This window comes from Frondihabitans cladoniiphilus, from assembly GCF_039544345.1.
Taxonomy (GTDB): Bacteria; Actinomycetota; Actinomycetes; order Actinomycetales; family Microbacteriaceae; genus Frondihabitans; species Frondihabitans cladoniiphilus.
Genome location: NZ_BAABLM010000001.1, coordinates 989438 through 1003935, shown reverse-complemented (window position 1 = coordinate 1003935; position 14498 = coordinate 989438). Strand labels below are relative to the sequence as shown.

At 69.6% G+C, this 14498-nt stretch carries 13 protein-coding genes; 3 read left to right on the top strand and 10 right to left on the bottom strand.

Annotated features, from left to right (window positions below; genetic code table 11):
- Positions 1-2: 2 nt before the first annotated feature.
- The 10 genes from ABEA39_RS04760 to ABEA39_RS04715 form a co-directional block, all read right to left on the bottom strand.
- Complete coding sequence (locus tag ABEA39_RS04760; protein WP_345373786.1) at positions 3-488, bottom strand: type II 3-dehydroquinate dehydratase; 486 nt, start codon at positions 486-488, stop codon at positions 3-5.
- On the bottom strand, positions 485-1645 hold the full coding sequence (aroB, locus tag ABEA39_RS04755) for a 3-dehydroquinate synthase (protein ID WP_345373784.1): 1161 nt from the start codon (positions 1643-1645) through the stop codon (positions 485-487). The genes ABEA39_RS04760 and aroB overlap by 4 nt, the downstream gene beginning before the upstream one ends.
- Positions 1642-2163 (bottom strand): shikimate kinase, encoded by a 522-nt coding sequence (locus tag ABEA39_RS04750; protein ID WP_345373782.1) that lies wholly within the window; start codon positions 2161-2163, stop codon positions 1642-1644. The genes aroB and ABEA39_RS04750 overlap by 4 nt, the downstream gene beginning before the upstream one ends.
- On the bottom strand, positions 2163-3392 hold the full coding sequence (gene aroC, locus ABEA39_RS04745) for a chorismate synthase (protein ID WP_345373780.1): 1230 nt from the start codon (positions 3390-3392) through the stop codon (positions 2163-2165). Before aroC ends, ABEA39_RS04750 begins: the two co-directional genes overlap by 1 nt.
- Positions 3393-3438: 46 nt before the next feature.
- Complete coding sequence (gene mltG / locus ABEA39_RS04740; protein WP_345373778.1) at positions 3439-5370, bottom strand: endolytic transglycosylase MltG; 1932 nt, start codon at positions 5368-5370, stop codon at positions 3439-3441.
- Positions 5371-5373: 3 nt separating this feature from the next.
- On the bottom strand, positions 5374-5859 hold the full coding sequence (gene ruvX / locus ABEA39_RS04735; protein WP_345373775.1) for a Holliday junction resolvase RuvX: 486 nt from the start codon (positions 5857-5859) through the stop codon (positions 5374-5376).
- Positions 5860-5870: 11 nt separating this feature from the next.
- Positions 5871-8531: an alanine--tRNA ligase gene (gene alaS / locus ABEA39_RS04730; RefSeq protein WP_345373772.1), complete on the bottom strand. Its 2661-nt coding sequence runs from the start codon at positions 8529-8531 to the stop codon at positions 5871-5873.
- Between the two features lie 10 nt (positions 8532-8541).
- Positions 8542-8724, bottom strand: a complete 183-nt coding sequence (locus tag ABEA39_RS04725) for a hypothetical protein (protein WP_345373769.1) — start codon at positions 8722-8724, stop codon at positions 8542-8544.
- 125 nt (positions 8725-8849) lie between these two features.
- On the bottom strand, positions 8850-9479 hold the full coding sequence (gene rpsD / locus ABEA39_RS04720) for a 30S ribosomal protein S4 (RefSeq protein WP_345373767.1): 630 nt from the start codon (positions 9477-9479) through the stop codon (positions 8850-8852).
- 192 nt (positions 9480-9671) lie between these two features.
- A complete protein-coding gene (locus ABEA39_RS04715) occupies positions 9672-11177 on the bottom strand; it encodes a replication-associated recombination protein A (RefSeq protein ID WP_345373765.1) in 1506 nt (501 codons plus the stop codon).
- 142 nt (positions 11178-11319) lie between these two features.
- Between ABEA39_RS04715 and ABEA39_RS04710 the strand changes: the two genes are divergently transcribed.
- The 3 genes from ABEA39_RS04710 (at position 11320) to ABEA39_RS04700 (ending at position 14215) form a co-directional block, all read left to right on the top strand.
- Positions 11320-12141, top strand: coding sequence for a peptidylprolyl isomerase (locus tag ABEA39_RS04710; protein ID WP_345373762.1), 822 nt, complete (start codon positions 11320-11322; stop codon positions 12139-12141).
- Between the two features lie 107 nt (positions 12142-12248).
- Positions 12249-13481 carry a DUF349 domain-containing protein gene (locus tag ABEA39_RS04705; protein ID WP_345373760.1) on the top strand — a complete coding sequence of 411 codons (1233 nt, stop codon included), beginning with the start codon at positions 12249-12251 and terminating at the stop codon, positions 13479-13481.
- A gap of 143 nt (positions 13482-13624) precedes the next feature.
- Positions 13625-14215: a type IV toxin-antitoxin system AbiEi family antitoxin gene (locus tag ABEA39_RS04700; RefSeq protein ID WP_345373758.1), complete on the top strand. Its 591-nt coding sequence runs from the start codon at positions 13625-13627 to the stop codon at positions 14213-14215.
- The last annotated feature ends 283 nt before the right edge of the window (positions 14216-14498 follow it).

Genomic DNA, 14498 nt, shown 5'->3' with positions numbered 1-14498 from the left:
GGTCAGGCCCGCGCGGCGACGCCCGCCCGCACCCGCGCCGCTGCGGCTTGCACGGCGAAGCGGTAGGAGTCGAAGCCGAGTCCCGCGATGACGCCGGTCGACACGGCGGAGATGACGCTCGAGCGCCCGCCGTCGTCGCGGGCGCCGGGGTTGCCGAGATGCACCTCGATCAGTGGCAGGCCCGCCTCGGTGACGGCCGCCGCCGCGTCGCGGAGGGCGTAGGAGTAGTGCGTGAAGCCGGTCGGGTCGAGGACGACCCCCCAGCCGGATTCGACGGCCCGCCCGAGCCAGTGGATGAGCTCGGCCTCGTCGTCGGTCTGACGGAACTCGACGGTGAGGTCGCCGTCGTGGACCGTGCCGCCCAGGGCCATCAGCTCGCTCCGGAGCCCGCTCGATGCTTCGGGTGCACCGCCGCCTGCGCTGGAGGCGATCCGACCCGACCCGGGCCGCGCGCGTTCGGGAGCGGCGGCGACGAGGACCGTCGTCACGAGCCGATCTCCTGGTAGGCGGCGAAGAGGAGGCTCGACTCCGGGCCTTGGAGGATGGTCGGCTTGGCGATGTCGTCGAGCACGATGAACCGCAGCATGCCGGCCCGCGTCTTCTTGTCGCGCTGCATGGTCGCGAGGAGGGTGTTCCAGCGGCCGGCCGGGTACGTGATGGGCAGACCGAGGGAGGTGAGGATGCTCCGATGCCGGTCGACCACCTCGTCGGACAGCTTGCCGGCCAACCGTGCCAGCTCGGCGGCGAACACCATTCCGACCGACACCGCTGCTCCGTGGCGCCACTGGTACCGCTCGGCGTGTTCGATGGCGTGTCCGAGGGTGTGGCCGTAGTTGAGGATCTCGCGGAGACCGGCCTCTTTGAAGTCCTCCCCCACCACGCGCGCCTTCAGGGCGATGGCCAGTTCGACGACGCGGCGGAATTCGGGGGTCGTGGGATCGGTGACCCGCTCGACGGACGCCTCGACGATGTCGAGGATCTCGGGCTCCGCGATGAATCCGGCCTTCACGATCTCGGCGAAGCCCGCGAGGATCTCGTTCGGGGCGAGGCCGTCGAGCAGATCGAGGTCGACCAGCACGCCCGCGGGGGCGTAGAACGACCCGACGAGGTTCTTGCCCTCGGCGGTGTTGATGCCGGTCTTGCCGCCGACGCTCGCATCCACCATGCCGAGAACCGTCGTGGGGATCTGGACGAGCTGCACGCCGCGGAGCCAGGTCGCCGCGACGAAGCCTGCCAGGTCGGTCGTGGCCCCGCCGCCGAGGCCGACGACGGCGTCGGTGCGGGCGAAGTCGGCCTGGCCGAGGATCTGCCAGCAGAAGGCGGCGACCTCGACGCGCTTGCCGGCCTCGGCGTCCGGGATCTCGGCGATCATCGCGTCGTAGCCCTGCTCCTTGAGCGAGGTGCGGAGGGCCTCGGCTCGTGCACCGAGCGGCGGCGCGTGCACGATGAGGATCTTGCGGGTCTGCGGGCCGAGGATGCTCTTCACGTCGCCGATCGTGCCGCGCCCGACGCGGACGTCGTAGGGCGAGAGGCCTTTCACGGGGATGATCGTGGTCTCGTCGGTCGTGACGGTGTCGGCAGCCGCGCCGGTGTCAGCGGCCGTGGCGTCGCCCGGGGTCGCGCCGTCGGGGGTGGTCGTGGTCATGCGGGTTCCGTTCCGGCCCAGGTCACGATGTCGTCGACGACATGGGACAGGGGCCTGTGGGAGGTGTCGAGAGTGAGGTCGGCGAGCGACGCGTAGATCGGCGCGCGGGCTTCTGCGATGGCCTGCCAGGCGGCGAGGCCGTCGTGGTGGAGGAGCGGGCGGTCGCTGCCGGAGATGCGGGGACCCACGGCCTCGGGGGTGACGGTGAGCAGGACCACGTGCGCGTCGGCTAGAAGGGCCCGGGTGGACTCGTCGAGGACGGCGCCGCCCCCGAGGGAGACCACGGCGACGTCGTCCGACGCCAGGGTCTCGGCGACGGCGGCGCGCTCCAGCTCGCGGAAGTGCGGCTCGCCGTGCGTCTCGAAGAGCGCCGCGATCGCACCGTGGCGCGACACCAGCAGCTTGTCGGTGTCGACGAACGGGCGGCCGAGCGCCTTGGCCACGCGCTTGCCGACGCTCGTCTTGCCCGCGCCCATCGGGCCGATGAGCACGATCGGACGCTGAAGCGTCGACGGCATCAGAGCTGGGCTGCGGGAACGCCGCTCTGCGCTTCGGACTGCGCGGTCGTCGTGAGCAGGTCGGGGATGTTCTCGACGTACGAGGTCAGGTTGCGGCTCGTCTCGTCGATCGAGTCGCCGCCGAACTTCTCCAGCACGGCGTTGGCCAGGACGAGGGCGACCATCGCTTCGGCCACGACGCCGGAGGCCGGTACGGCGCAGACGTCGGAGCGCTGGTGGTGCGCCTGGGCCGCTTCGCCCGTGGCGACGTCGACCGTGGCCAGGGAGTGCGGAACCGTCGCGATCGGCTTCATGCCCGCGCGGACGCGGAGCACGGTGCCCGTGGACATGCCGCCCTCGGTGCCGCCGGCACGGTCGGTGTCGCGCGAGATGCCGGCAGCCGTCTGGTGGAGCTCGTCGTGCGCCTCCGATCCTCGGCGGGTCGTCGTGAGGAAGCCGTCGCCGACCTCGACGCCCTTGATCGCCTGGATGCCCATGAGTGCTGCAGCCAGCTGCGAGTCGAGGCGGCGATCCCACTGCACGTGCGAGCCGAGCCCGGGAGGGAGGTTGTAGGCGAGCACCTCGACGATGCCGCCGAGGGTGTCGCCGTCCTTCTTCGCGGCGTCGACCTCGGCCACCATGAGCGCCGATGTGGCAGCGTCGAAGCAGCGCAACGGATCGGCGTCGAGCGCCTCGAGGTCGTCGAGGGTCGGCAGAGGACGCCCCTCGGGCACGCGGACCGGGCCGATGGACAGGGTGTGGCTGACGAGTTCGATGCCGAGCTCGGCGAGGAACGACTTGGCGACGGCGCCGAGGGCGACGCGCGCCGCGGTCTCGCGGGCACTGGCGCGCTCGAGAATGGGGCGGGCGGAGTCGAAGCCGTACTTCTGCATGCCGACGAGGTCGGCATGGCCGGGACGCGGACGCGTCAGAGGGGCGCTCCGCCCCCGGGAGGCCTCGCTGACCTCGACGGGCTGCGAGTTCATGACCTCGACCCACTTGGGCCATTCCGTGTTGCCGACGCGGATGGCGATCGGGCTGCCGATCGTGCGGCCGTGGATCACGCCCCCGGAGATGTGCAGCTCGTCTTGTTCGAACTTCATGCGCGAGCCGCGGCCGTAGCCGAGCTTGCGACGGGCGAGGTCGGCCTGGATGTCGTCGAGGAGCACGGGCACCCCGGCCGGCAGGCCCTCGAGAACGGCAATGAGTTCGGGGCCATGAGACTCACCCGCGGTCAACCAACGAAGCATGGGGACGATTCTTCCACAGTCGGAGCGGCCGCTCGGCGCGGCCGGGCTACTGGTTGTAGCTCGGGTTCGCCCGCAGCCAGGCCTGGAACTGCGCCACCGCGGCCAGGTGGTCGGAGTACGTCGTCGAGAACGCCGTCTCCCCCGTCTGCAGGTTCACCGTCACGAAGTAGAGCCAGGTGCCGTCGGCGGGATGCGTCACCGCGTTGATCGCGAGATCGCCCGGATTCGAGATAGGCCCGACAGGCAGCCCGGGATGCACGTAGGTGTTGTAGGGATTGCTGGCGTCTGCGCGTTCGGCGTCGGTCGTCGTGACGCGGTTCGTGGTGCCCGCTCCGTAGGCCACCGTCGCGTCGGACTGCAGGAGCATCCCCTGGTCGATCCGGTTCTGGAAGACCCGGGCCACCTTCGGGTAGTCGGCCGCGAGACCGGCCTCCTTCTGCACGAGGGACGCGAAGATGATCGTGTGCTCGTAGTCGGCGGGAGCGACACCGGCGGCAGCGAGGTGCTGCTTCATGGTGTCGACCATCTCTTGGAAGTAGAACTGCGCCGTCTTGCCGGGCTGCAGGTCGTAGGTGGCCGGGAAGAGATAGCCCTCGAGGCTCGTGACACCGGCCGGCAGGCCGTAGGCCGCAGAGTTGTTCGCCGCTGCGGTGACGTCGTCGGTGGACAGCTTCGTGGCGGCCGCCATGAGGGGGATGATGCCCTTGAGAGTGGTCCCCTCGGGGATGACGAGCTTGTTCACGAGACGAGCCGAGGTGTCCTGCAACCGGGCGATGGCCGAGGCGCCGCTCATGTGCTGGTACATCGAGTAGGAGCCGGGCTGGAACGAGATGTCCGGGCTCGCCAGGAGGACCTTGTACGAGGCCGTATAGGTCTTGGTGATGCCCGCCTTGGCCAGATTCGTCGCGATCGTCGAGCCGATGTCGCCCTTGTTGATCGTGAAGGTCACCTTCGTGCCGTTGCCGCTGCCGGAGTAGTCCGTGGTGGGCTTCGTGCCGAACAGGGCCGAGACGCCCGGTGAGACCTTGTGCCAGACCGCGAAGCCGCCCGCGGTGCCGCCGCCGAGAACGACGACGAGGACGATGGCGAGGATCCAGGCGCCGCGGTGATGCCCGCGCGGCTTCCGGGCGCGGGGCGGTTTCGACGGGCGACCGCGACCGCCGCGACCGCGTCCGCCGCCGCCGCGACCGCCCTCCGTCGAGAGGTCGGGGACGGCTGCGGAGGTCGTGTCGGGGGCTGCTGCTGCTGCCGTGCTGGCGAAGTGCTCGTCGAACGGGAAGAAGGAGGCTTCCGAGCGCGACTCGTCGGTTGCTGGGGCAGGTGCCGGGGCGGGTGCCGGAACGGCCTCGGACGTCGGCACGCTGTCGCGCGCCGGCACACTCTCGCGCTGCTGAGCGGTCTCGGGTGCGGTGACGATCTCGGTCGTCGAGGCCCGTCGACCCGAGGCTCGTGGCCTCGCGTTCTCGGCGGCGCGCGCGACCGGTACTCCGGGTGCGCCCGGGGCGGCGGCGGTGGCCGGAGCCGCGGGGGCCGAAGCCGCGGGCGCCGGAGCAGCGGCGGCCGGGGTCTCCGCGCCGAAGACGATCGCGGAGAACGGGTCGAACCGGCCGGGCCCCTCGGGCGGCGCCGAGTCGCCGGCAGGTGCCGAGTCGCCGGCAGGTGCCGAGTCGCCGGTCGAGACCGCGGGCGCACGGTCGGCGGCCGTCGGCGCCGCCGAGGCGACATCGCGCTGCTGCCGCGCGAGTTCTTCGCGCTCGCGCTGCTCGCGGGCGCGCTCTTCGTGCTCGCGTTGGGCCCGGAGGGCGCGCCGAGAGACGGGGACGCCCGCCGTGGGGTTCACCGGAGTCGCGCGCTCGGGTTCTGATCCGGCCGGGGGCTCTCCGCCGCCGGATCCCGAGGTCGCTTCGGCGGTGGCCGAAGCGGGTCGGTCGGCAGTGCGCGGGGCGAAGATCTCGTCCCAGGAGGGCTCATCGGCCACGTGTCATCGTCCTTCGTCGGGGGTGGCCTCGCTCGGTACGAGAGCGCCCGGCGGACGTCCACTCGAACGTTCGAGGTCGATGGCGTGTTGCAGAATGATAACAGCGGCGACTTGGTCGACCACCGATCTCTGCTTCTTCGACGATCGTCCGGCCTGTCGCAGTTGCCCCTGAGCGGTCACTGTCGAGAGGCGTTCGTCGACGAGACGCACCGGGGTCGGGGATGCAGCGACGGCCAGGCGGCTGGCGAAGAGCCGGGCATCCCCCGTCGAGGGCGTGTCTCCACCGGAGAGCGACAGCGGCAGGCCGACGACGATCTCGACGGCCCCGAACTCGAGGGCGTGACCGAGGATGGTGCGCAGATCGTCGCCGGTGTCACCGGCCCGCGCGACCGTCTCGATCGGCATCGCGAGCATCGGGGCGTCGTCGGAACGAGCGACTCCGATGCGCACCTTCCCGACGTCGACGCCGAGACGGACTCCTGTGCGCACTCCCCCGCTGCCTAGGCCCTCAGGGCGTCGACGATGGCCGACAGAGCCGTCGGGATCGCCGTGACGTCGGAGCCGCCGCCCTGTGCCAGGTCGTCTTTGCCGCCGCCGCCGCCGCCGAGGATTCCTGCGGCGGTCCGGGCGAGCTGACCGGCCTTGGCGCCGGCGTCGCGGGCTCCGGCCGTGGTCGCGACGATGACGGCGGGCTTGCCCGCGACGTCGGCGGCCAGGGCCACGACCGACGCGGACGACGAGCCGAGTCGCTCGCGAACGCTCGTGGCGAGCGACCGGAGCTCGTCGGTCGACTTCACGGTGCCGACGGACTCGGCGACGACCGTGTAGGCGCCCAACGTCGACGCCTTCTCGACCAGAGACGGAACCCGGGTCGCCAGCGCCTGCGCCTCGAACTCGGCGATCCGCTTCTCGGCGGCCTTGAGCTGTGCGGCCAGGTCGGCGATGCGATCGGGGAGCTGCTCGCGGGGGGTCTTGAGCGACGACGTGAGCTGCCCCACGATGGCGCGCTCGGCGGCGAAGTCGCGGAACGCGTCGACCCCGACGAGCGACTCGACCCGGCGGTTGGTCGACCCGATGGACGACTCGCCCACCAGGTTGATCAGGCCGATCTGCGAGCTGTTCGAGACGTGGGTGCCGGCGCAGAGCTCGCGCGACCAGGGGCCGCCGATGTCGACCATTCGCACCTCGGCGCCGTACTTCTCGCCGAACAGAGCCATGGCGCCCATCGAGCGGGCCTCGTCGAGGGGAAGGATGCGCGTGGTGACCTCGAGGTCGTCGCGGATCTTCGAGTTGGCGATGTCCTCGATCTCGGTGCGGGTGTCGGGCGAGAGCGGCGTCGACCAGTTGAAGTCAAGGCGCATGTAGCCGGCCTTGTTGTAAGAACCGGCCTGGTGGGCCTCCGGACCGAGGACCTGGCGCAGAGCCGCGTGGATCAGGTGGGTCGCCGAATGCGCCTGGGTCGCACCGCGACGATAGGTGGGATCCACGACCGTGGTCGCGGCGTCACCGACGCCGACCTCGCCGGAGCGCACCTGCACCCGGTGGCTGATGAGCCCCTTGACGGGCTTCTGCACGTCGAGCACCTCGAGGTCGAAGCCGTTGCCGACGATGCTGCCGGAGTCCGCCTCCTGGCCGCCCGACTCGGCGTACAGCGAGGTCTCGGCCAGGATGACCTCGGCGATGTCGCCGACGACGGCCTTGTCGACGGATTCGCCGCCGACGATCAGGCCGAGGATGCGCGACTCCGTGTCGAGGAAGTCGTAGCCGGTGAATACGGTCTCGCCCTCGGCGCGGAAGGCCGAGTAGACGCTGAGGTCGGCGAGAGCGGTCTTGCGCGACTTAGCGTCCGCCTTGGCGCGGGTGCGCTGCTCGAGCATCAGGCGGTCGAATGCGTCGCGGTCGACCGTGAGGCCGGCCTCTTCGGCGATTTCGAGCGTGAGGTCGATCGGGAACCCGAAGGTGTCGTGGAGAAGGAACGCGGTGTCGCCGTTCAGGCTCGACGACTTCGCCTTCTGGGTGTCGGCCACGGCCACGTCGAGGATGCTCGTGCCGGCGGTCAGCGTGCGGAGGAAGGTCTCCTCCTCGGCATAGGCGAGGCGCGAGATGCGGTCGAAGTCGGTGTCGACCTCGGGGTACGCCGCCTTCATCGCGTCGCGCGAGGCCGGGAAGAGCTCGGGGAACGTCGCCTCTTCGACGCCCAGCAGGCGGATCGAGCGGACCGAGCGACGGAGGAGGCGACGCAGGATGTAGCCCCGCCCCTCGTTGGACGGCGTGACGCCGTCGCTCATCAGCATGAGGGAGGAGCGGACGTGGTCGGCGATCACGCGCATGCGCACGTCGTCGTCGTGGACGGCACCGTAGCGGCGGCCGGACAGCTCGGCGGCACGGTCGAGCACCGGGCGGACCTGGTCGATCTCGTACATGTTGTCGACGCCCTGCTTGAGGAACGCGACGCGCTCGAGGCCCATGCCGGTGTCGATGTTCTTGCGAGGGAGCTCGCCGAGGATCTCGAACTCGGTCTTGGACGTGCCCGCACCCCGCTGGTACTGCATGAAGACAAGGTTCCAGATCTCGACGTAGCGGTCGTCGTCGGTGGCCGGGCCGCCGTCGATGCCATAGGCGGGGCCGCGGTCGAAGAAGATCTCGGAGCAGGGACCGGCCGGTCCGGGCTGACCGGTGGACCAATAGTTGGTGTCTTTGTCGAGGCGTTGGATGCGCTCGTCGGGAAGCCCTGCGACCTTCTTCCAGAGCCGGATGGCCTCGTCGTCGTCTTTGTAGACGGTGACCCAGAGGTCTTTCGGGTCGAACCCGTAGTTGCCGTCGGCCTCGCTGCCGGTCAGCAGCTCCCAGGCGTACGAGATCGCTTCCTCTTTGAAGTAGTCGCCGAAGGAGAAGTTGCCGTTCATCTGGAAGAACGTGCCGTGGCGAGGGGTCTTGCCGACCTCTTCGATGTCGTTGGTGCGGATGCACTTCTGCACGCTCGTGGCACGCGGGTACGGAGCCGGGACCAGACCCGAGAGATAGGGGATGAAGGGCACCATGCCGGCGACGGTGAAGAGGAGGCTCGGGTCGTCGCTCACGAGCGAGGCCGAGGGCACGACGGTGTGGCCCCGGCTGCCGAAGTAGTCGAGCCAGCGGTTGCGGATGTCTGCGGTCTGCATGGGAAGCCTCTCAGGCCTTGTCGCGGAGTTCGGCGTCACGGGTGCGGTAGCCGTCGACGACGGCGGACGAGAACTGCTTGAGTCGCCCGTCGAGCCCGGTGAAGAACTCTTGGCCCTGCTCGGTCTGGTTGATCTTGTGGGCGAGCAGGAATCCCCCGGCGACACCGACGCCGAGGAGGAAGAGGTACTTCACGGGATGGGGCTCCTTCTGAATGAACTGCCGTCAAGCTTAGCCAGGCCTCCCGGGTGAGGAGGACGACGAAGGGAGCAACCACCTGAGTGGCTGCTCCCTTCGGATGAAGCGAGTGGTGCGGAGGACTAGCGGGCGGCGTAGTACTCGACGACCAGCTGGACCTCGCAGGTCACGGGGACCTCGACGCGCTTCGGGCGACGGATGAGCTTCGCCTGGAGCTTGTCGATCTCGACCTCGAGGTACGGCGGGAGCTTCGGGAGGACGTCGACGTGTCCACCGGCGGCGGAGACCTGGAAGATCTCCATGTTCTCGCTGCGGGGCTTGACGTGGAACATCTGACCCGGCTTCACGCGGAAGGAGGGGCGGTCGACGAGCTTGCCGTCGACGAGGATGTGGCGGTGGACGATCATCTGACGGGCCTGGGCCGTCGTGCGAGCGAAGGCCGCGCGGACGAGCAGGGCGTCGAGACGCTCTTCGAGGAGCTCGACGAGGTTCTCACCGGTCAGGCCCTTGGCCTTGCGGGCCTCTTCGAAGACGATCTTGAGCTGCGCTTCGCGGATGCCGTACTGGGCGCGCAAGCGCTGCTTCTCGCGGAGACGGACGGCGTAGTCGCTGTCGGTCTTGCGCTTGGTGCGGCCGTGCTCACCGGGAGCGTAAGGACGCTTCTCGAGGTAGCGGGCTGCCTTCGGGGTCAGTGCGATGCCGAGAGCACGCGAGAGACGCGTCTTGCTCCGGGTGCGGGACTTGGTGGACACAGGTGTTTCCTAACTGATCTTGTCGGAAGAAGTGAAAAGCCCAGCAAGCGCGCGAGCGCCGCGTGGACGTAACAAGAGGGGTGAGTCGCCGGCTAAAGGCAACCGTCGAAGCTTACACGAGAAACGGTACGTCGACGAGAGTCGGCTGGGGTGACGAGAGCCGGCCCCGGACGACAGTCGGCGGGATGCCCTCTACTCGCCGCGCACGATGCGACGCAGCTTCTCGAGCCGGGCGGCCACGTCACGCTCGTTGCCGTTGACGGTGGGATCGTAGTAGGTGCGCCCGACCAGGGTGTCGGGGAGGTACTGCTGCTCGACGACGCCGAACTCGGAGTCGTGCGCGTATTTGTAGCCCTTGCCGTGGCCGAGTCGCTTGGCCCCGGGGTAGTGGGCGTCGCGCAGGTGCTTGGGCACGCGGCCGGCCTTGCCGGCGCGCACGTCGGCGATGGCCTGGTCGATTCCGAGGTACGAGCGGTTCGACTTGGGTGCCGTGGCCAGGTAGACGACGGCCTCGGCCAGCGGGATCCGCCCCTCGGGCATGCCGATCATCTGCACGGCGTCGGCGGCGGCGATGGCGATCACGAGCGCCTGCGGGTCGGCCATGCCGATGTCCTCCGAGGCGGAGACGATGATCCGGCGGGCGATGAACCGTGGGTCCTCCCCCGCCTCGATCATGCGGGCCAGGTAGTGCAGAGCAGCGTCGACGTCGGAGCCGCGCACCGACTTGATGAACGCGCTGATGACGTCGTAGTGCTCGTCGCCGTTGCGGTCGTAGCGGAGGAGGGCCCGGTCGACCGATTGCGCCACGAGCTCCGCCGTGATGGTGGGGAGCGTGGGATGCACGGGCCCGGCGTCGGCGTCGGCCCGTGCCTCCCCCGCTCTCGCTCGCCCTTCGGCCCCCTCGTCGTCGGTGTCGTCGAGATCGTCGGAGTCGAGGTCGGCTGCGTCCAGGTCGCCGTCGAAGTCGTCGTCGTCGACCGGTGCCGAGGCGGCCTCGGCGTCGGCCAGAGCCCAGGCCGACTGCGCGGAGGCCTCGAGGGCGGTGAGGGCCCGCCGGGCATCGCCCGAGGCGAGGCGGACGATCATGGCGAGGGCCTCGTCGTCGAGGACGACGGTGTCGGCGAGGCCGCGGAGGTCGTGCACGGCCCGCTGCACGAGAGAGCCGAGATCGTCGTCGCTGAGCTGCTCGAGGGTGAGGAGCAGCGACCGGGAGAGAAGAGGAGTGATGACGGAGAAGGACGGGTTCTCGGTCGTGGCGGCGATGAGGATCACCCAGCCGTTCTCGACGCCGGGAAGGAGGGCGTCTTGTTGGGCCTTGCTGAACCGGTGGATCTCGTCGAGGAAGAGGACGGTCGTGGTGCCGTAGAGGTCGCGGTTGGCCTGCGCCTTCTCCATGACGGAGCGGACGTCGCGCACCCCCGCCGTGACCGCGGAGAGTTCGACGAACTGTCGACCCGAACTGTGCGCGATCGCCTGCGCGAGAGTCGTCTTGCCCGTGCCGGGCGGACCCCACAGGATGACGGAGACGGCGCCGGACTCGCCCGAGCTGTCGGAGGCGAGTTGCACCAGGGGAGAACCCGGGCGCAGCAGGTGCTTCTGCCCCGCCACCTCGTCGAGGCTCGTCGGACGCATGCGCACGGCGAGAGGCGTCGAACTCTGCCGCACGCCCTTGTTCTGCGGCGGCGATAGGGGGCTCATGGGGGTTCATGCTAGACCGGACCGCCGACAGCCTTCGGCGGCCGCGGGCACACCGTCCGTTACAGTTCAGGCTGGACCTCGCCAGTTCCGCTGGCGCATCGCCCTGCGGCGTCACCGCGCCGCACCGCCCCATGGAGGATCAGTGACACCGAGCAAGAACCAGGACCGCGAGGCACGCGACAGGCTCCGGCGGTACACGGCTCGGCAGAAGGTCCACGCCACGCAGGTCAAGCGCCGGTTCCGCGACAACCTGGCGGGGATCATCGCCGTCGTCGTGATCGGCGCACTCGGAACGGGCACGCAGATCGTCTACGCGAACGGTGGATTCGGTCCGAAGTCGCCCAGCGCCTCCTCGTCGGCCTCCGCCTCGGCTTCGGCTTCGGCCTCGGCGTCTGCCACGTCGACGGCCGCCGCCGGCAGCAACACGGGGGATGTCCCCTCGAAGTCGCTCGCGGACGGTCGCGACTGGACCGGCACCCTGACTCTCAACAACGACGTCACGCTCGGGATCACCCTCGACGGCAAGGCGGCCCCGCAGGCCACCTCGGTGATGATCGACCTGATCAAGAAGAGCTTCTACAACGGCACGTACTGCTGGCGGATGAGCGACGCCGCGCAGGCGAAGTTCCTCCAGTGCGGCGCGGGCAAGGCCGACGGGACGGGTGACGATGGCTTCCAGTTCGGCCCGCTCGAGAACGTCCCGAGCGACTCCCTCTACAAGACCGGTGTCATCGCGATGGCCCGGGCCTCGACCCAGTACTCGCAGGCGACGCAGTTCTTCATCGTCTACGGCGACACGTACCTCGACGCGACGACCGGCGGCTACACCGTCGTCGGAACCGTCACGAGCGGACTCTCGGACATGGAGTCGAAGATCACCGACGCGGGGCTCACCGCGGTCAATTCCGACACCGACGGCTCCCCCAAGGTCGCGACGACGATCACCGGGGCGACGATTAAATAGCCCGCCGATCGGGTTCGCGCGGGCGGACTCCCTGTGCAATAGGCTGAACACCCATCGCGAGGAACGAGTAAGTCCTCACCGACGAAGACATCCAGCAAGGTGGAATTGTGGCTACAGACGATCAGGCGCCCTGGGGCCGAGTCGACGACGACGGGACGGTCTACGTCCGCGAAGCCGAGGGCGAACGTGCCGTCGGTCAGTACCCCGACGCGACTCCCGAAGAGGCTCTTGCCTACTATCAGCGGAAGTTCACCGAGCTCGCCGGCCAGGTGACGCTCCTCGAGCAACGGGTCAAGCGGGGTGCGACCGCCTCCGACGTCTCCAAGGCCGTGACCCACTTGAAGGAGGCGCTCACCGAACCGAGCGCCGTGGGCGACATCGAGTCGCTGCGCACCCGCGTGGGCGCTCTCGACACCACCGTGGTCGAGCTCACCCAGCAGCAGAGCGCCGAGGCACTCCAGGCGCAGACCGAGGCCGTCGCCTACCGCGAGTCGCTCGTGGTCGAGGCCGAAGCCCTCGCTGCCCAAGACCCGGCTCGAGTCCAGTGGAAGCAGGTGACCGCCTCCGTCGACGACATCTTCTCGCGCTGGCAGAAGCACCAGCAGGAGGGGCCGCGGATCCCCAAGGGCGAGGGCAACGACCTCTGGAAGCGATTCCGAGCGGCTCGGTCGACGATCGATCAGCACCGCAAGGCCTTCTACGCCGAGCTCGACTCCGTGCACCGCGACGCTCGCAGTCGCAAGCAGTCGCTCGTCGAGGCGGCCGAGGCCCTCGCACCCAAGGGCGCCGACGGCATCCCCTCCTACCGGGGTCTTCTCGACGACTGGAAGCGCGCGGGCCGTGCCGGTAAGAAGTACGACGACGCGCTCTGGGCGAAGTTCAAGGCGGCGGGTGACGTCCTCTACGGGGCGAAGTCGGCCATCGTGGCCCAAGACGAGGCCGAATACTCCGACAATCTGACGGCGAAGCTCGCCCTGCTCGACGAGGCGGCGCCGATCCTGACGCTCACCGACCGTCAGCAGGCCCGCGACGCGCTCATCTCCATCCAGCAGCGCTTCGACGAGATCGGACGGGTCCCCCGCGACCAGGTCCGCACGGTCGAAGACCGCATGCGCGCCGTCGAGAATCACGTCCGCAAGCTCGACGAGGAGTTCTGGGAGAAGAACAACCCCGAGCGCAAGGCTCGGTCGGAGGGCCTCGCCGGTCAGCTCGAGTCCGCCATCGCGAAGCTCGAGTCCGAACTGGCAGCGGCCCAGGAGGCCGGAGACAAGCGCGGCATCAAGGACGCCGAAGAGGCTCTGGCCGCCCGACGTATCTGGCTGGACGCGCTCGGGTCCTGACCCCGCTCGACCTGTCCTCGACGCCCCCGTGCGCTTCGGTGCGGGGGCGTCGTGGTTTTTCGCTTTCGGTCGGTCGAGGACGCGTTGTCCACAGATTCTCGTCGTCGCCTCGAAACGGGAACCGGCTCGGGCAGCCTGGACCGATGACGACCACACTCCCCCTGCTTCTGACCGACACCGACCTGCCCTTCGTCGAGCTGCAGAGTGCGCGCCTCGACGGCGAGGTGTTCCGCCTCGACGAGGCATTCTGTTCCGTCGCCGAGTTCGACCTTCCCTGGCGGCGGGCGCATTCGCTCGCTCCCGTGCTGGCCGGGCCCGCCAGCGTCGCCGCAGGGATGACGGCGGCGTGGGTCTGGGGTGCTGCGAGTGCGGCGCCGCTGCGGCACGACGTCTTCGTGCCGGCAGATCGGCGCCCGGGCGTGACCGGGCCGCGCATCCACCTGCGAATCATGGCGTTCGACGACGACGAGGTCGTCGACTTCGGGCCCGTCCGCGTCACGTCACCGGCGCGGACCCTCGTCGACCTCGTCCGGACGGAGGCGTGGTCGTCGGCCACGCGAGCCGTGGTGCAGGGGCTCGTCGACGAGCATCGGCTCGAACTCGGGCAGTGCGTCGAGCTGCTCGAGCGGCGCGAACGGTTGCCGCACCGCAAGCGGGCGCGGGTGCGGCTCGGCGACGTGTTCGGCGCGACGGCTGAGGCGGCATCTGAGGCGCCGGCCGAGCCCGGTGCCTGAGCCCGGTGCCTGAGGCGGGGGATGCGCCGGCCCGGCTTTTGCGAAGGAAATCCTCACCGTAGCTGAGGAGACCGGGGCCCGATCTGCACGTGAGCGAGGAATCAAGGCCCTCAAACGTCCGTAAGTGAGGAAGCCCTGCGTGAACTTCCTCTGTTCGCGACGCGGGTCGAAGGGGGCAGTCTTTCGGGTACTGGTCCACGAGCCTGACGATTCGAGCAGCCGTGCTCTCGTGCAGACCCCGAACACCGCACGGGACCCCCGTCGGCAGAGGTCTTGCGCGGGC

What these genes read in the sequence shown, in the direction of transcription:
- aroB (WP_345373784.1), bottom strand. Translation starts at nt 1,645, where the DNA reads ATGACCACGACCACCCCCGACGGCGCGACCCCGGGCGACGCCACGGCC.
- alaS (WP_345373772.1), bottom strand. Translation starts at nt 8,531, where the DNA reads ATGCAGACCGCAGACATCCGCAACCGCTGGCTCGACTACTTCGGCAGC.
- ABEA39_RS04700 (WP_345373758.1), top strand. Translation starts at nt 13,625, where the DNA reads ATGACGACCACACTCCCCCTGCTTCTGACCGACACCGACCTGCCCTTC.
- aroC (WP_345373780.1), bottom strand. Translation starts at nt 3,392, where the DNA reads ATGCTTCGTTGGTTGACCGCGGGTGAGTCTCATGGCCCCGAACTCATT.
- ABEA39_RS04750 (WP_345373782.1), bottom strand. Translation starts at nt 2,163, where the DNA reads ATGCCGTCGACGCTTCAGCGTCCGATCGTGCTCATCGGCCCGATGGGC.
- ABEA39_RS04715 (WP_345373765.1), bottom strand. Translation starts at nt 11,177, where the DNA reads ATGAGCCCCCTATCGCCGCCGCAGAACAAGGGCGTGCGGCAGAGTTCG.